Annotated in this window: 14 protein-coding genes and 1 tRNA gene; 3 read left to right on the plus strand and 12 right to left on the minus strand. The window is 66.2% G+C overall.

Annotated elements, in window-relative coordinates; genetic code table 11:
* Positions 1–146 precede the first annotated feature (146 nt).
* A tRNA-Gly gene (locus M2339_RS15770) sits at positions 147–221 on the minus strand.
* Between the two features lie 174 nt (positions 222–395).
* On the opposite strand from M2339_RS15770, the gene M2339_RS15775 reads away from it, so the two are divergent.
* On the plus strand, positions 396–1,307 hold the full coding sequence (locus tag M2339_RS15775; protein ID WP_264587993.1) for a tetratricopeptide repeat protein: 912 nt from the start codon (positions 396–398) through the stop codon (positions 1,305–1,307).
* 7 nt (positions 1,308–1,314) lie between these two features.
* Positions 1,315–1,929: an LON peptidase substrate-binding domain-containing protein gene (locus tag M2339_RS15780; RefSeq protein ID WP_413714875.1), complete on the plus strand. Its 615-nt coding sequence runs from the start codon at positions 1,315–1,317 to the stop codon at positions 1,927–1,929.
* 30 nt (positions 1,930–1,959) lie between these two features.
* Here the strand turns inward: M2339_RS15780 and M2339_RS15785 are convergent, their stop codons facing one another.
* From M2339_RS15785 to ftsE, 10 genes are all read right to left on the minus strand, one after another.
* Positions 1,960–2,283 carry a PspC domain-containing protein gene (locus tag M2339_RS15785; RefSeq protein ID WP_264587992.1) on the minus strand — a complete coding sequence of 108 codons (324 nt, stop codon included), beginning with the start codon at positions 2,281–2,283 and terminating at the stop codon, positions 1,960–1,962.
* Between the two features lie 208 nt (positions 2,284–2,491).
* Positions 2,492–4,315: a response regulator gene (locus tag M2339_RS15790; protein WP_264587991.1), complete on the minus strand. Its 1,824-nt coding sequence runs from the start codon at positions 4,313–4,315 to the stop codon at positions 2,492–2,494.
* Positions 4,305–5,171: a CheR family methyltransferase gene (locus M2339_RS15795; protein WP_181558443.1), complete on the minus strand. Its 867-nt coding sequence runs from the start codon at positions 5,169–5,171 to the stop codon at positions 4,305–4,307. The genes M2339_RS15790 and M2339_RS15795 overlap by 11 nt, the downstream gene beginning before the upstream one ends.
* Complete coding sequence (locus tag M2339_RS15800) at positions 5,168–8,254, minus strand: response regulator (RefSeq protein ID WP_264587990.1); 3,087 nt, start codon at positions 8,252–8,254, stop codon at positions 5,168–5,170. Before M2339_RS15800 ends, M2339_RS15795 begins: the two co-directional genes overlap by 4 nt.
* 220 nt (positions 8,255–8,474) lie before the next feature.
* Positions 8,475–9,365: a glutathione-dependent disulfide-bond oxidoreductase gene (gene yghU / locus M2339_RS15805; RefSeq protein ID WP_264587989.1), complete on the minus strand. Its 891-nt coding sequence runs from the start codon at positions 9,363–9,365 to the stop codon at positions 8,475–8,477.
* A 141-nt stretch (positions 9,366–9,506) separates the two neighbouring features.
* Positions 9,507–10,310, minus strand: coding sequence for a DUF1134 domain-containing protein (locus M2339_RS15810; protein ID WP_264577230.1), 804 nt, complete (start codon positions 10,308–10,310; stop codon positions 9,507–9,509).
* Between the two features lie 141 nt (positions 10,311–10,451).
* Positions 10,452–11,198 (minus strand): lysophospholipid acyltransferase family protein, encoded by a 747-nt coding sequence (locus tag M2339_RS15815; protein WP_264587988.1) that lies wholly within the window; start codon positions 11,196–11,198, stop codon positions 10,452–10,454.
* A 17-nt stretch (positions 11,199–11,215) separates the two neighbouring features.
* Positions 11,216–11,746: a YdcF family protein gene (locus tag M2339_RS15820; protein ID WP_264587987.1), complete on the minus strand. Its 531-nt coding sequence runs from the start codon at positions 11,744–11,746 to the stop codon at positions 11,216–11,218.
* Positions 11,743–12,657, minus strand: coding sequence for a cell division protein FtsX (locus tag M2339_RS15825; protein WP_264587986.1), 915 nt, complete (start codon positions 12,655–12,657; stop codon positions 11,743–11,745). The genes M2339_RS15820 and M2339_RS15825 overlap by 4 nt, the downstream gene beginning before the upstream one ends.
* A 3-nt stretch (positions 12,658–12,660) precedes the next feature.
* On the minus strand, positions 12,661–13,398 hold the full coding sequence (ftsE, locus tag M2339_RS15830) for a cell division ATP-binding protein FtsE (protein ID WP_264587985.1): 738 nt from the start codon (positions 13,396–13,398) through the stop codon (positions 12,661–12,663).
* A 219-nt stretch (positions 13,399–13,617) separates the two neighbouring features.
* Here ftsE and M2339_RS15835 point away from each other — a divergent pair, with 219 nt between their 5' ends.
* Positions 13,618–14,433, plus strand: coding sequence for a zinc-ribbon domain-containing protein (locus tag M2339_RS15835; protein WP_264587984.1), 816 nt, complete (start codon positions 13,618–13,620; stop codon positions 14,431–14,433).
* On the opposite strand, the gene M2339_RS15840 is transcribed toward M2339_RS15835, so the two are convergent.
* Positions 14,408–15,787: an MATE family efflux transporter gene (locus M2339_RS15840; RefSeq protein ID WP_264587983.1), complete on the minus strand. Its 1,380-nt coding sequence runs from the start codon at positions 15,785–15,787 to the stop codon at positions 14,408–14,410. The genes M2339_RS15835 and M2339_RS15840 overlap by 26 nt on opposite strands.
* Positions 15,788–16,053 lie beyond the last annotated feature (266 nt).

Below are 16,053 nucleotides of genomic sequence, written 5' to 3' on the forward strand. Positions count from 1 at the left end.
GGCCGTGGTCGCGACCGAGCGCCTTTTCAAATCTCGATGTCCGATCGCCCTAAACAGAGCGCTTCCGAGCGCCGAGCGACCAGATCGCCCCGCCGTAAAGACAGGCCAGCCCGAAGGCCGTTAGATCATCGAATTCTTGAAAAAACTGGAGCGGGCGAAGGGATTCGAACCCTCGACCCCAACCTTGGCAAGGTTGTGCTCTACCCCTGAGCTACGCCCGCTCTGGCGGACCGGGGCAGTGCCTTCCGGTCGGGTGAGGCGGGCAACTAGCATCGCCTTTGGAAGGCGGCAAGCCCCTTTTGCGCTTTCTCCAAAGATTCCCAGTCACCCTTGCAGAGCATCGGCGTTCCACCCCATATGGTCTGATCGAACCGACAGGCAGCAGGAGATATGACGTGGCCACCCTCGGGTTGAGCGAGCAGGACAAGCAGGCCGTCGAGGCGTTCCGTCGCGACGTTGTCGAGCCTTCGCAAACGAAGCTCGTCATGGTCGACTTCTGGGCGGAATGGTGCGGGCCCTGCAAGCAACTCTCGCCCATCATCGAAAAGATCGCGGCCGAATATGCCGACCGGGGCGTGCTGCTCGTCAAGATCAATGTCGATGAGAACCGGTTCATCGCCAGCCAGTTCCGCGTCCAGTCTATCCCCACCGTCTACGCGGTGTTCCAGGGCCAGCCAGTCGCGGACCTGACCCAGGCGCGCACCGAGAGCCAGTATCGCCAGATGCTCGACCAGATCCTCGCGCAATTGCCGGTCGAGAGCGAGGCGGGGCAGCGTGCGCAGGATATCGCGCCGTTGCTGGCCATGGCGGAGGACGTGCTTGCGGGCGGCGACGCGGAGCGGGCGATCGCCATCTTCGCGCAGATCAGCGAGATGGCGCCGGACAATGCAGAGGCTCTGGGCGGGCAGATCCGCGCCCTGGTGGCCGCCGGGCATCTCGATGAGGCGGACGGGCTCGTGGCCAGCCTGCCCGAGGCACTGGCGCACGACAAGGCCATCGAGCGCGGACGCTCGGCCATCGCGCTGGCGCGGTCCGCCACGCCGGGCGTGGACGTGGCACCGCTGCAGGCCCGCATCCAGGCCAATCCGGATGATCATGACGCGCTGTTCGAGCTGTCGGCCGCTCATATGGCCAATGGCGACCGGGATGCCGCCGCCGAGGCGCTGCTGACCAGCATCGCGCGCGACCGCAGTTGGGAGGAGGGCAAGGCGCGGACGCAGTTGCTCCAGCTCTTCGAGGTGGTCGGGCTGGAAGATCCCTGGGTTGCCGGCCAGCGCCGTCGCCTTTCGCAAATTCTCTTCGCCTGAGGCTGTGATGCAGCGCAGGCTGGCCATCTTCCCGCTGGGCGGGGCGCTGCTGTTCCCCCGCATGCACCTGCCGCTGCACATCTTCGAGCCGCGCTATCGGGCGATGGTCTCGGAGGCGATGGCCAAGGACCAGCGCATCGGCATGATCCAGCCGAGCGGACCGGGCGAGCCGGCGCCGCTCTTCTCTATCGGCTGCATGGGGCGGATCACCGAGATCGAGGCGCTGGATGACGGGCGCTTCAACATCATTCTGGCCGGGGAGGCGCGCTTTCGCGTGCAGCGAGAACTGGATGTCCCCACCGCCTTCCGTCAGGTTGAAGTCGAGATGATCGAAGGCGTCGAGGATGAACCCGGCGTGCTGGCGCCCAGCGAGCGGGCCGCGCTGGAGGATGAGGCCCGGGCGTTCGCCGCGTCGCTTGGCTATGAGGTCGAGTGGGATGCGGTCGAGACGCTGGACGACGAGATGCTGGTCAATGCCATCGCGCAGATCGCGCCCTTCGATCCGGCGGCCAAACAGGCCCTGCTCGAAGCCGATGCGCTGCGCGACCGCAACGACCTGATCATCCAGCTCATGCAGTTCGCGCGGCGGGGCGACGGGCAGGGCAGCCAGCGCCTGCACTGATCGTCAGGCAGGTGCGGGAGCCGAATAGGCTCAGGCGGCCAGCGGCAGGGGCTGTGGCGCTTGGGTGTCCTGATCGACGGTCTCTGCAGCCGGCTCGGCCTGCGCGGCGTCTGCGTCGACCACCACAACATCCGCGACTGGGCGCGATGGCGCAGGGAACAGCCAGCGGCTGACGGCCACGACAAGCCCGAGGCCGAGATAGATGGCCACCGTCGCAGCGAGATTGAAGAAGACACCACAGGCAAGCGCCGCCCGGACCCAGGTCGGGTTGATGCCGAGATCCTCGCCAATGGCCTGGCAGATTCCCAGCAGCGTATCGGGGCGTGCGAGCATCGAGGGGTGTGAGGCGGACATCGGTAGGCTCCTTGAAGGCGGGCCGATCCGTTCGACCCGCTGTCCTCTCCAAAGCATGTGTCGTGCCAATTTGTGGCTGGGGCTGCTTTTACGCCATTTCGCTGAACGTCAGCGGAACGGACATGGCAGAAAGGTGTGAAAATTTTCCCGACGTGTGGGAGATTTCACCAACCTTGCCCAGTCCCGAGGCATTCCTTTGATCGCGGCGCTAGACCGCGATATCCATGGCGGGGCTGGGCGCGAGCAGGGATCGTGCAGCCCGGAGCAATTCCTCCGCACTGAACGGCTTGGTCACGATCGGTTGGCGCGCGAGCAGGTCCGGCAATTGCGCCGCACCATAGCCGCTGACCATCAGGAACGGGATGGCGCGGGCCTGCAGCAGCGCTGCGATGTCCTCGACCGTCTCGCCCTGCAGATTGCCATCCAGCAGCACGAGGTCGAACTGGCCGGTCCGGGCCTGCTCCAGTGCCTGGTCATGCGTGGTGACCGGCCCGATGACCCGCGCGCCGCTCTCGCCCAGCACCGTCAGGATATCCAGCGCGACCAGAGGCTCGTCCTCCACGACCAGCACGGACTTGCCGTCCAGCGAGCCTTCGATGGTAACCTGGAGGACGGGCTGGGGCGCCGTCCGTGGGATCGCGGCGGGGGCGGACTTCCTCACGACGGCGCAGGGCAGGGTCAGGGTCCAGCGCAGCCCCTCCGGCTCGTAAGTGGCGGTGGAAGCCCCGCCCTCGCTGCGCAGGCTGCGCTCGATCAACATGCTGCCGAAACCGGTGCGCGATGGGGGCGAGACCGGCGGCCCGCCGCGCTCTACCCATTCCAGATGCAGTTGCCTATCCTCCAGCGTCCAGTTCAGCGCGACGTGGCCTTCTGCGGTGGATAGCGCGCCATATTTGAGGGCGTTGGTCACCAACTCGTGCAGGACCATGGAGAGATGCAGGGACGGCTCGGGTTCCAGGTCCACGTCCGGCCCGGTCGCGGAGAGGCGGTCGGGACCGACCACGCCCATATCGAACTGACCATGGATCAGCTCCCGCAGGCTCGCGGCCTTCCATGTCGCTTCGCTCAGCAGCGAATGCGCCTTGCTCAGCGCATGGATGCGGCCGATGAAGGTCGGCGCGAAATCGGCTGGATCGGCCGAGTGGCGGAGCGTCTGCGAGGCGATGGCCTGCACGGAGGCCATGGTGTTCTTCACCCGGTGGTTGAGCTCGCCCACCAGAAGCCGCTGGGTCTTTTCGGCCCGGCGCCGCTCGGTCACGTCGAGAATCTGCACTTCCACCGAGAGCAGCCGGCCGCCGGCGCCATGAACTGCGGAACAATAGCATTCCGTGTCGATGTCCGTCCCCTGGCGGCTGTGCAGCACGAGGCTCAGCATGTCGCGCTGTTTCACGCCGGCGCGGAAGTCCGCGAACAGGCTGTGCAGGGGGGCAGTGCCATCGGCATCGCTCCAGGCTGTCGTGGCGAGGTCGCCGCCCAGCATCTCCCGCTCGCTCCAGCCGAACATGCGCTCGGCGCCCTTCGACCAGCCGACGATCCGCTCGCTGTCATCGAACTCCACGATGGCAAGCGGGCTGTTGTCCCGGTGCGCCTGGAGCCGACCGAGAGCGCGGCTCAATTCATCGCCATGGCGCGCCAGGGCCTGCCGATGCCGGTGAAGCTCGACGAACACCTCCACCTTGCTGCGCAGCACGAGCGAATCGATCGGCTTGAGCAGATAGTCGACGGCGCCGGCTTCATAGCCGCGGAACCGCCGGGTCTCGTCGGTGGCCACGGCGGTGAGGAAAATGATCGGGATCCGGCGGGTCCGCTCGGTGCCGCGCATCAGCTCGGCCAGTTCGAACCCGTCCATCCCCGGCATCTGCACATCGAGCAGGGCAAGGGCGAACTCGTTCACCAGCAACAGCTCCAGCGCCTCGGCGCCCGAACCGGCGCGGGCCGTTTCCACGCCGTCATGAGCCAGCAGCGCTTCGAGCGCTTCGAGATTTTCCACCACGTCATCGACGATGAGGATGCGGACCGGATCAGGCGACATGGCCGGGCTCCTGTGACGGGACGAGGTTGCGGCGATAGATTTTTTCCTGAGGCACGAAGTCATCAAAGCAGCCGGACGTCCGCGAGAAGCGCAGCGTCTCACGCGAGCCTAGGCCGAGATACCCGCCGCGCACCAGCGAATTGGCGAAGAGATCGATCGCGCGGTCCTGCAGATCGCGGTCGAAATAGATGAGCACGTTGCGGCTGGAAATCAGATGCGCCTCGGCAAACACCTGATCCGTCGCGAGGCTGTGCTCGGCGAACACCGCGCGCGACCGCAGCGACTTGTCGAACACCACGCCGCCATAAGCTGCAGTATAATAATCGGAGAGGGATGTGTGTCCGCCGGACAGCCGGTGGTTCTCGGTGAACTTCGCGATGCGGCTCTGCTCGTAGACGCCGCTCTGCGCGTTGTTGAGCGCGCCGGGGCTGATGTCCGTGCAGTAGAAGATCGTGCGCTCCTCCAGCCCTTCTTCCCGAAACAGGATGGCCATGGAGTAAAATTCCTCGCCATTGGCGCAGCCGGCGATCCAGACCTTGATCGAGGGGTAGGTCCGCAAATGCGGGATCACCTGATCGCGCAGGGCCCGAAAATAATCGGGGTCGCGGAACATCTCGCTCACCTGGATGGTCAGGTAGCGCATCAGCTCGCCAAAGGCGGCGGGACTGCGCAGCACAATGTGCTGCATCTGGGAGAAGCTCTCGCAGCCAAGATGCGGCTGGGCGCGCAGCAGGCGGCGGTGGAGCGAATTGCGCGAGTAGCCGCGGAAGTCATAATGATAATGCCGCCAGATCGCCTCGATCAGCAGATCGGCCTCAAGCACGTCCAGCGGGGCAAGCTCGGCTTCGGGGGTCATCGCGGCATCCACACGCGCACCAGCGACAGCAGCTTGTCCACGTCGAGCGGTTTGGAGAGATAATCATTGGCGCCGGCTGCCAGACATTCCTGCTGGTCGCGGTCCATGGCCTTGGCGGTCAGGGCGATGATCGGCAGGTTGCGCCATTGGCTCTGCCCGCGGATGTGGCGGGTGGCGGTCAGGCCATCCATCTCCGGCATCATCACGTCCATCAGCACCAAGTCGACCATCGGCGCCTCGCCCTTTGCGGACTGGTCCAGCGCGTCGAGCGCTTCCCGGCCGTTGCGGGCGATGCGGATGGTGGTGCCATGCGGCTCGAAAATGCTGGTCAGCGCGTAGACATTGCGAATGTCGTCCTCGACCACGAGGATGGTTTTGCCATCCAGCGCGACATCCCGGTTGAGCGAGCGGACGACCATCTCCTTCTGCGCCTCGGGCAGTTCGGAAACGACCTGGTGCAGGAATAAGGTCACCTCATCGAGCAGCCGCTCGGGTGACTTTGCGCCCTTGACGATGATCGACTTGGAGTAGCGGCGCAGGCGCAGCTCTTCCTCGGGGGAGATGTCGCGGCCCGTATAGACAATCACCGGCGGGAAGCCGATCGTCTCATCCTCGCTCAGCCGTTCGAGCAGATCGAGGCCCGGCGTATCGGGGAGATTGAGGTCCAGCACCATGCAGTCGAAGCTGGTCGTGCCCAGCTGGTCGAGGCATTCGGCCGCGCTGTGTGCGGCCACCGTCTCGACATCGCGCGAGCCCAAGAGCAGGCCGATGCTCTCGGCCTGGCGGGCATCGTCCTCCACCACCAGCACCCGGCGCACGCGCTGCGAAATGCGCGTCTCCAGCGCTTCGAGCATGTCGACCAGTTGCTCGCGCCGCACCGGCTTGAGCAGATAGCCCACCGCGCCATTGGCCAGCGCCGCCTGCGCATCCTCGCTGACCGAAACGATATGCACCGGGATGTGCCGCGTGCGCACGTCGCGCTTCAACCGGTCGAGCACGGAGAGGCCGGTGTGGTCGGGCAGGTTCATGTCGAGGATGATGGCGTGGGGCAGATATTGCCGGGCCAGCAATACGCCTTCGTCCGCCGTTCCCGCGACGAGGCACTGGAAACCGAGTTCGTGCGAGAGGTCGGCGAGGATTTCCGCAAAACGCGCATCATCCTCCACGACGAGGATCAAGCGGGAATCGCCCGAAAGTACCTCGCGATCATCCGCGACCGGCGACTGGCGCGGCAAGGCTGGCAGCGCCGGCCCACGCGCGGGTTCGGGCAGGGCAGGGCGGGATTGCGAGCGGCCCTGATCGAGCGCGGATGGCTCCAGCTCGAGCGGCAGCGTCAGCGTGAACACGCTGCCTTCGCCGGCGGCGCTCTCGACGCCGACCGAGCCGCCGAGCAGCCCGGCGAGTTCGCGGGAGATCGACAGGCCAAGCCCGGTCCCGCCATATTTGCGGCTGACTGTCCCATCCGCCTGACGGAAGGCATCGAAAATGATGCCGAGCTTCTCCGCCGGGATGCCGATGCCGGTATCCCGCACGCTCAGCGCAACGCCGCCGCCCGGTGCGGCCGATGCCCGCAGCGTGATCTCACCGGCGGCCGTGAACTTGATCGCGTTGGAGAGGAAGTTCTTGAGCACTTGCTCGACGCGCTGGGCGTCGGTGCGGATTTCGGCTGGCAGGCCGGGGTCGATGTCCGTCCGCAGCGCCAGCCCCTTCGAGGTCGCGCCTGCGGAAAAGGTCGCGCTCAGGCGCTCGAACATGGTCGAGAGCTTCGCCGGGCGGATGTCCAGCTCCACCTTGCCGGCCTCGATCTTCGAAATGTCGAGAATATCGTTGATCAGCGCCAGCAGATCATTGCCGGAGGATTCGATTGTGCGGGCGTGCTTGACCTGATCCGCGGAGAGATTGCCCGCCCGGTTCTCCCCGAGCAGCCGCGCCATGATGAGCAGCGAATTGAGCGGCGTGCGCAGCTCGTGAGACATGTTGGCGAGGAATTCGGACTTGTAGCGGCTGGCCTTCTCAAGCTCGGCGGTCTGCTCCTCAAGCGAGGCCTGGGCCTGTTCCAGCTCGTCGCGCTGGGCCTCAAGCTCATGGGCCTGATTTTCCAGCGAGGCGTTGCTCTCCTCAAGCTCGGCCTGCTGCGCTTCCAGCCGCGCCTGCGATTCCAGCAGCCGCTGGCTCTGCGCTTCCAGCTCCTCATTATTGGCTTGCAGTTCTTCGCCCTGCGCCTGCAGTTCCTCGGCCTGATGCTGGGTTTCTTCCAACAGCGCCTGAAGCTGCGACCGATAGGCTGCCGAGCGGATCGAGACGCCAAGCTGCGCGGCGATCCGCGTCATGAAGGCTTCGGCATCATGGGCGGCCTTGCCGGTCAATCCCAGTTCGATCACGGCGTTGACTTCGCCATCGGCGCGCGCGGGCGCGACTAGAATCTGCTGCGGGACCGCCCGGCCGAAGGCCGAGCCGTAATAGAGATAATTTTCCGGCACCTCGGTCAGCAGAAAGCCGCGCTTGTCGCGTACGGCCTGACCGAGCAACCCATCATCGGGCGTGATCTCCTGCGGAATGGGGGCGTCCTGCGGAACGCCATAGACGGCACGGCGCTGAAAGGTCGCTTGCTCGCGCACGAACAGGGCAGCCGCTTGCGCGCCGAGATATTCGGCCAGGTAGCGCAAGGCACGCTGGGAGACCTCTTCAATCGACAGGTCGCCAGCAACGGCGTTTCCAAGTCCGACTTGCCCGGCCTGCAGCCAATCCTGCCGGGCGATTTCCAGCTTGCTGCGGATGAACATGACGCCAACAGCGGCCAGCAGCCAGTTCACGGAGGCGCCGATGACGCGGTTGACGATGGCGATGTTCGGATCGACCCCATCGCGCGCGAAGAAGAAGCCCATGATCGTCAGCAGCGTTGCCAGCGACGCGGTGACGAGCGGCGCGAGGGGAGCGGACGCCAGGAAGGCGAGAACGGTGGGGAGGAGGTAGATGACCCAGACAGCGGTGCCGAGCGGAAAGATCAGGTCTCCGGCGAACGGGATCGCCAGAAGGAAGGCGATGGCGGCATAGAGAAACACTTCGCGATTATTATGAAGCACTTAATGCCCGCCCTTTCAGATGCCAAAAGGGCAGATAGCTCAGACCCCCGAGGGGAACGCCAATCGGGCATTTTGGTTCCCGCACCGTTTAAATGCGTGAAGAAATTTCTCGGCGGTGCGGTTCTGCGCCTTGATCACCGGGGAATCCGGGAAGGGCAGGATGACGCACATGGCCGGGCCTGGCTGGCCCGGCCATGTGCGTTATACATTTAAAGCCGCGTCACGCGGGCGCGTTTTCCGCCGCTGCGGCGATGGCGTCGTCGAGATCCTTGGCGCTGTGTCGCTCGGCAATGCCACCGCCGGGGCGTCCTGCAGCATTGACCAGCAGGCCGCGGCTCACACCCTTGCGGGCATGGAGCTGCGTCACCCAGCGGTCGACATTGCGATACTCATGGACCGAGAGGAACTCCTGCGCATCATAGGCACTGCGCATCATCGATCCATACCAGGGCAGGATCGCGAAATCGGCGATGGTGATCTCGTCGCCGATGATGAATTCATTGTCGGCCAATTGCTTGTCGAGCACGTCCAATTGGCGCTTGGTTTCCATGGCGTAGCGGTCGATGGCATATTCGATCTTGATCGGCGCATAGGCATAGAAGTGCCCGAAGCCGCCGCCGACGAACGGCGCGGAGCCCATCTGCCACATCAGCCAGTTGAACGTCTCGGCGCGCTTGCGCACGTCGGTCGGCAGGAAGGCGCCGAACTTCTCGGCCAGATAGACCAGCATAGAACCGCTCTCGAACAGGCGCAGCGGCGGGTTCTGGCTGTAATCCATCATCGCCGGAATCTTGCTGTTCGGGTTGATCTTTACGAAATCGCTGCCGAACTGCTCGCCGGTGTAGATCTTGATCAGCCAGGCATCATATTCCGCGTCATAGCCCGCGGCCAGCAGCTCCTCGAGCATCACCGTGACCTTCTGGCCATTGGGTGTGCCCAGCGAATAGAGCTGGAGCGGATGTTCGCCGATGGGCAGGGTGATGTCCTGCCGCGCGCCCGCCGTCGGCGCATTGATGCTGGCGAACTGCCCGCCATTCTCCGTCTCGTTGCGCCACACCTTGGGCGGAACATATCCGGCGGGCAGATTGTTGGCGGGGTCGCTGTCGGCCATGGTCTTGTCTCCTGTGCGCGGTGTTATGCCGCCAATCTAGCGCCTGCGCGCGCACAGACCAGCGCTGCGTGGGATGAGTTTGTCTCTGCCCGCGCAAAGCGGCGCTTTACCCGATCGGTCGAGCGCCGCTCGCGTGGATGCTCAGAAGGGCAGCCAGTTGCGCTTTTCGGTGAACTTCATGTAGCCGGCATTGACGCCGAGCCGATAGCCGACGCCCAGCCGGATGGGGATGAGCACGATATCGCCCCAGCGCATGTAGCTCGCGTTGAAACCGCCCACGAGATAAGCGGCGCCCTCGCCGGCCGGGAAGCGCTTGTACAGCTCCTGGCTGTCATAGAGATTGTAGACGAGCACAAAGGTCTTCGCAGCATTGCCGCCAAGGTCGAAGCCGATGGACGGGCCAGTCCAGTAGACGTCGCGCTGGCCCTCGATCTTGTGGAACAACGTCCCCGATCCGTAGCGCAGGCCGATACCGATGGCGCCCGAGGCCTCGCGCCCGGCGATGTAGGCGATCGGCTCGCCCTGATCCTTGAGGATGTTCTCGATGATGCCGGCCAGCCCTTCAGCGCCCTTGCCGAAGACGCCCTCGGCCGCGCCGATCAGATCGTCCTTCTTGTAGGTGTTTGCGGCGGCGTTCTCCGGCACGCCGGCGGCCTCGGTCGGTGTGGTTGCGGTCTGGGCCGTGGTGCTCGCTGGGGGCGCGGGCGGCGGGCTGGTGGCCGGATCGTTATAGACCGGATCGGCTGGCGGGTAAGAGGGCGCAGGCTCGGATGGCAACGGCGTCTGGTTCGCCGGCGCGCCAGGCGCGAGATCTGCGTCGATCTGCGTGTTGGGATCGACCGTGTTGATCTGGGCCGCGGCAGGCGCCGCCACCAGTGCCGCGCTGGCCACCAGCCCGATCGCCCAAGTGATGAGAGGCTGGATCGGTGCTCTCGTCCGGTTCATTCAAATGTCTCCCGCAATCGCAGATCGGCCAGCGGTCGTGCCGCAATATCGCTGGCACGATCAGACCCCCGCTCGAGCTTAGCTATCCGTTCGCCCGGATGAAACGACAATGAACGAACGGTGAGTCGAATCGATTTCGCGTCAAACCGAATCGATTTCCCGCTCGGCCGCTGGTCCATTGAGGCTGTTGATCGCCTCGAACAGCTGGCGTTCCGCTTCTGCACGAGGCAGGCCGGGCGGAATGAGCGGCGCCAGTCGATAGGTGATGACGCCGGAGCGCTTCAGGAAACTGTTGCGAGGGGAAAGCCGGCCCGTATCCAGCGCCACCGGCAGCACGGGCACGCCGAGCATGGTATAGAGCCCGGCAAAGCCAGCCTTGAGCGGGGCACGCTCGCCATGCGGCACGCGCGTCCCTTCCGGGTAGAGCAGCACGGGGCGGCCCTCGGCAAAGGCGGCGCGCGCTTCGGCACGGATGCCGCGCAGCGCGCTGGCACCGCCTGCCCGGTCGACGATCATCAGCCCATAAGCCCGCGCCACCGCGCCCCAGACCGGGATGTCCCCCAATTCGCGCTTGGCGGCGATCACCGGGCGATGGAAGAGGATCACCGCGTCCAGCGTCTCGAACATCGATTCATGCTTGGAGACGATGAACACCGGTTCGTCAGGGAAGGCGCCCTCCACCACGATCTTCTGGCCCAGCACCCAGCGCGCCAGAAACCGGTGAATCCGCGACCACACCGCCGCGAGCGGCACGACCTTGCGTGCGCCGAACGGCATCACGCTCAGGCAGGCGAGCAGCAGGAAGACGGTCATGCCGTAGAACAGCACCGAAAACAGCGCCGAGCGCAGCGCCGTGACCAGCGTGCCGAGCGGGGACAGGGGCGGCATGGGCTGTCCGTTCCCGCTCAAATGCCGAGCAGACCGGCAATTCGCCGCAGGGCGAATTTGTGATATTCGCGGAACAGCACCGTCAGGCTCGGATGAGACCGCACGGCGTCAGGCACGATGCGAACCGAAGGATCGATCTGGCGCGAGAGTTCATACTGCGCGCGACGCATGTGCCAGTCGGTGGTGATGATCCGCACGGAGGTGTAACGGTTGCGGCGCAGCCATTGCGCCGTCTCGATGGCATTGGAGCGCGTGTCGATCGCCTCGCGGCCCAAGGTGATGCAGCAGCTCATCAGTGCCGGCGAAACCCTGTAGAGCGCGGCAAATTCGCCGCGCCGCACGTCCCGGTCCACGCCGGAGACCAGCAGATGACGGCTCTGGTCGCGGCGGAGGAGGGCCAGCCCGCGCTCGATGCGGCCTGCCGAACCGGTGAGCACGACGATCGCATCGGTCTTTTCATCGTCGTGCGGCTGGGGCAGCAGCAGGGCGAACCAGGCAAAGCCGAACGCCCAGACCAGCAGGATGATCGAGAGAAACCGCCGGATCACAAGGAGCGCTCCAGCGCCCGCCGCAAGGTGAGACGCGCGGACAGCGAGGCGACGCCCACGCCCGCCACCGGCAGCAGCGGGAAGATGATCCACGCGATGCCGGGCAGCGAGGCGCTGCTCATGAGATCGGACGCCACCGCCGCCATCGAGCGACCGACAAGGATGATGACGAGCGTCGCCGCCGCATAGCCCACCACGCCGCCGAACAGCGCATCGAGCATCATCCGCCGCTGGAACAGGCGCACCACCTGCGCATCGGTGGCACCCAGCATGTGCATGATGTCGATGGTGCCGCGATGGGTGGCGTGCGCGCCCCGCGCGGCCAGCACGACCACGGCGCCGGTCGCAAAGGCCATCAGCGCGACGACGGCGAAGGCGACGAGGCCGATGGACCAGACAAGCTGGGCGAGGGGCGAGAGATAATCGCCATGCGGCTCGACGCGGGCATGGGCGTTGATCTCTTTCACTGCCTTGTCGAGAACAGCGAGGCGCTCGGTCCGCGCGCTCTCCGGGGTCAGCAGTTCGGCATCGATCAGCGCCGGCAGCGGCACATCGGCCAGCTTGAGGTCATTGCCGAGCCAGGGCGCGAGTTGCGCCGCCAGTTCACTCTCCGGCACGACATGCACCGTGCCCACGTCGTCAGCCTGATCGAGCAGGCCCACGATGCGGCGCACCGCCTGGCCGCGTGCCTGCGGATCGGCCTCGGCCACCTGCACGGTCACGCGGCCGGAGACCTCATCCACCAAGGCTCGCGCGCCCTGATTGAGGGCGAGGCCGGCGGCGGTTGCCAGCACGGTCAGGAACATCATGATCGCGATCACCCACGGCATCGGCCCGGTCAGCCGTCCCTGCGGTAGCAGCGGGCCAGGGCGATAAGGGCGGCTCATGCCTTCGAGCGGATTGCGCGCCATGGCTCAGGCTTGTCCCGGCTGGTGGGGCGCGGGGCGATGGGGTGAGGAGAGCGCGCTGACGCCGTCCTGCCCCTCGATCGGTGCCATGCGTCCGCCCTCCAGCCGCATGGTCCGCGCGCCGGAGACCTTGCCCAGCAGGGCAGTGTCGTGCGTGGCGACGACGATAGTGGTACCGAGCTTGTTCAGCGCCTCGAACAGGGTGATGAGCCGGGTCGCCATGTCCCGGTCCACGTTGCCGGTCGGCTCGTCGGCCACCAGCAGTTCAGGCCGGCCGATCACGGCACGCGCGATGGCGACGCGCTGCTGCTCCCCGCCCGAGAGCGTGGCAGGCAAGGCATGGGCGCGGTCGGACAGGCCGACCCAGTGCAGCATTTCCTCCACCGGCGGACGGATCTGGTCTTCGTTCACGCCGGCGATGCGCAGCGGCAGCGCGACATTATCGAAGGCCGAGAGGTGCGAGACCAGCCGGAAATCCTGAAACACCACGCCGATGCGGCGGCGGAAACTCGGCAGACGGGCGCGGGGCAGGGTGACGATATCGGCATCGAAAAGCCGGATCGCGCCACGGCTGGGGCGCTGGGCGAGATAGAGCAGCTTGAGCAGCGAGGTCTTGCCCGCGCCGGACGCGCCAGTGAGGAAATAGAAGGCCCCTTCGTCGAGCGAAAAGCTGAGGTCGGACAGCGTCTCCGGGCCGGGCCCGTACCGCAGCCCGACATTCTCGAACTGGACTATTCTAGCCATCGCCGCGATTGCATGTCCCCATTATTGGCGCGCGGCCACGCCCGCCGATGATCTGCCGCGCCGTGCATGGCACAGGCCCCCATTGCGGGCAAGGTGGCGGATGGTGCGCCGGCCTCGCGCGCGTCCCGCGGGCCCTGTCGTCCGTCGCTGTGGGGATATCCCCGGCCACGTTCAAACGCCCGCTTGCCCTCTGCGGGAAACCGGTGTTTATGGAGCGCGATGATCCTCGTCTGCCCTCAATGCGCCACACGCTATGTTGTGCCCGATAGCGCGATTGGTGCTGCGGGCCGTCAGGTCCGGTGCGCGTCTTGCCGCCACAGCTGGTTTCAGGAGGGCGCGCCAGTGGAGCGCCCCGAGCCGGCGATGGCCGATGCTACGGCGGACGCCGGCCTTGCGCCGCATGAGGCCCCCGCATCCGCACCCGTCGAGAGTGCAGAAGCGCAGGCTCCTGTGGCGCCGGTCGCGGTCGGCACTGAGGAAACCGCCGCCGCAGCGCCCCCGGCTGAACCGCGTCACGACCCGATCGATCCGCCGCCTGCTGCCGCGCCGGCGCAGGAGTTCGTCCACTATCCCGACGAGCCAGCCGAGGCGCCCACCCGTCCGCGTCGCAATCCCGCCAGGCTCTGGACGGCTGCGGCGCTCGCCTTCTTCGTCGCGGTGAGCCTTGCCGGTGGCGCACTCGCTTATTTCGGCCCGCCCAATTGGGCCGTCGCGCTCGGTTTTGGCGGAGCGCCGGCGACCTCCGGCCTCAACTTCTACCTGCCCAAGCCGCCCGAGCGCCGCAACCTGCCAACCGGCGAGGAATATTTCGCGTTCAGCGCCCGCATCCTCAACGATAGCGACCAGGAACAGACCGTTCCGCCGGTGGTGGTCGAACTGCGGGACGATCAGGGCAGGCTGGTGTTCAGCTGGATGACCAAGGCGGACAAGTCCACGCTCAAGCCCAATGAGGAAGCGCGCGTGTCCGAGAGCCGGCTGGACATCCCCAAGAACGCGCGCAACCTTGAGCTCAGGTTCGCCGATAACGCAGGCTGACCTGCCAGAAGCGCGCTGCCTGCAGCACCATCGCCGCCGCCATGCCGAGCGCGGCGGCGAACGCCAGCCCGGCCGATCCCCAGCCCTGCGCATGGCCGTACCAGCCCATGACGCCCATCACGCCGAAGAAGGCGATGATGCCATTGACGCTGGCCACCACCTGATCCCCCAGTGAGCGCAGCGCGGCGACGAAGATCGCCTGGATGCCGTCGCACAGGATGAAGGGGGCCAGAATGAGCAGCATGATGAGCGCTTCCCGCGCGACGGCGGGTTGTGCGGTGAGCCCGGCGACGATCGGCCGGCCGAAGAGCAGATAGGCAAGCACCACCGCACCCATGAACAGGATGGAGAGGCCGCACGCGATCATGGTGCGGCTGCGCGCCTCCCATGGCTCGCCCGCGCCCACCGCATTGCCGACCCGCACGCCCGCGGCAGAACCCAGCCCGAGCGCCAGCGCAAAGCCGAGATTATGCAGCGAGAGCATCACCTGAAAGCCGCCGGCCACGATCTCGCCCATCTGCGTGGAGAGGATCATGAGGTACGAGAAGCCGAGCACTTCCATGGCGGCGCCAATGCCGGGCATGGCGCCGAAGCGGACGATGGCGCCGATGCCGCTCAGCGCGCTGCGCCAGGCCGCGACATCGAGCCGGCGCAATCCGCGCTCGCGCGCGCTTGGCAGCGTCCACGCCATATAGGCCATGGCCAGGCCGCCGCCCAGCGAGGTCAGTGATGTCGCCAGCGCGGCGCCGAACGCGCCCATCGCCGGGAAACCCAGATGCCCGAGCGCCATGGCCCACGTCAGCACGGCATTGACCGGCAGGGTGGCGAGGTTGACGATCAGCACCCTGCGTGGCGCGCTCACCCCTTCCAGAAAATAAGCGCAGCCGATCGAGAGCATCTGCCCGGGCAGGCCCAGCATCATCGCGGCGAGCACATGCGCGCCGGGATCGACCAGCGCATCGGCGACGCCGGTCAGCGCCAGCAGGGGCCGGGCGAACAGCGCGATGACGACGGCGCTGGGCACGCCGAGCAGCAGGCCGGTCAGCACCGCTTCCCGCCATAGCGCGCCGGTGCGGTGCAGGTCGCCGCCGCCATCGGCGCGGCTGGTGAAGACGATCACGCCGGACATGCCGGCCAGAAGCAGCATCAGGATGACGAACATCACCACCCGGCCGGCCGCCAATGCCCCGAGTTCGCTCGTGCCCGCATAGCCAACCACCGTCACATCGACGAGGTGCATGATCGTCCAGTTGAGATTGGTGAGGACGATCGGCCAGGCTAGCCACGCGATGTGGCGGGCCTCGCTCAGCAGGCCGGTGTGGCGGGGCGGCAGGATGGTGTCAGTGTCGGACATGAGGCTGCTTGGTCAGGAGAGGAGGGGAGAGAGGAAACGAGACCGGGAGAAGTTATGCATTCCGCGCACGCATCGGCCATACTGATTCGCGCGGCGCAGGCTGTGGAGCATCGAAGTGACGGAACGCATAGTCAGCACAGCCGCGTGGCATCGGATCGGTCCTTCCGGCGCAGCCAGGACCGGGCTTTTGGCGCCCGCGACACAAGGACTGCAAAAATCGTGATAAAAGCGCGTGCATTGGGCACGTCAGCGCCCTGCTGGATCGC

This window comes from Sphingobium sp. B2D3C, assembly GCF_025961835.1.
GTDB lineage: Bacteria > Pseudomonadota > Alphaproteobacteria > Sphingomonadales > Sphingomonadaceae > Sphingobium.

Coding starts and splice junctions, on each gene's coding strand:
- M2339_RS15780 (WP_413714875.1), top strand. CDS start 1,315: ATGCAGCGCAGGCTGGCCATCTTCCCGCTGGGCGGGGCGCTGCTGTTC.
- M2339_RS15785 (WP_264587992.1), bottom strand. CDS start 2,283: ATGTCCGCCTCACACCCCTCGATGCTCGCACGCCCCGATACGCTGCTG.
- M2339_RS15790 (WP_264587991.1), bottom strand. CDS start 4,315: ATGTCGCCTGATCCGGTCCGCATCCTCATCGTCGATGACGTGGTGGAA.
- M2339_RS15795 (WP_181558443.1), bottom strand. CDS start 5,171: ATGACCCCCGAAGCCGAGCTTGCCCCGCTGGACGTGCTTGAGGCCGAT.
- yghU (WP_264587989.1), bottom strand. CDS start 9,365: ATGGCCGACAGCGACCCCGCCAACAATCTGCCCGCCGGATATGTTCCG.
- M2339_RS15810 (WP_264577230.1), bottom strand. CDS start 10,310: ATGAACCGGACGAGAGCACCGATCCAGCCTCTCATCACTTGGGCGATC.
- M2339_RS15815 (WP_264587988.1), bottom strand. CDS start 11,198: ATGCCGCCCCTGTCCCCGCTCGGCACGCTGGTCACGGCGCTGCGCTCG.
- M2339_RS15825 (WP_264587986.1), bottom strand. CDS start 12,657: ATGGCGCGCAATCCGCTCGAAGGCATGAGCCGCCCTTATCGCCCTGGC.
- ftsE (WP_264587985.1), bottom strand. CDS start 13,398: ATGGCTAGAATAGTCCAGTTCGAGAATGTCGGGCTGCGGTACGGGCCC.
- M2339_RS15835 (WP_264587984.1), top strand. CDS start 13,618: ATGATCCTCGTCTGCCCTCAATGCGCCACACGCTATGTTGTGCCCGAT.
- M2339_RS15840 (WP_264587983.1), bottom strand. CDS start 15,787: ATGTCCGACACTGACACCATCCTGCCGCCCCGCCACACCGGCCTGCTG.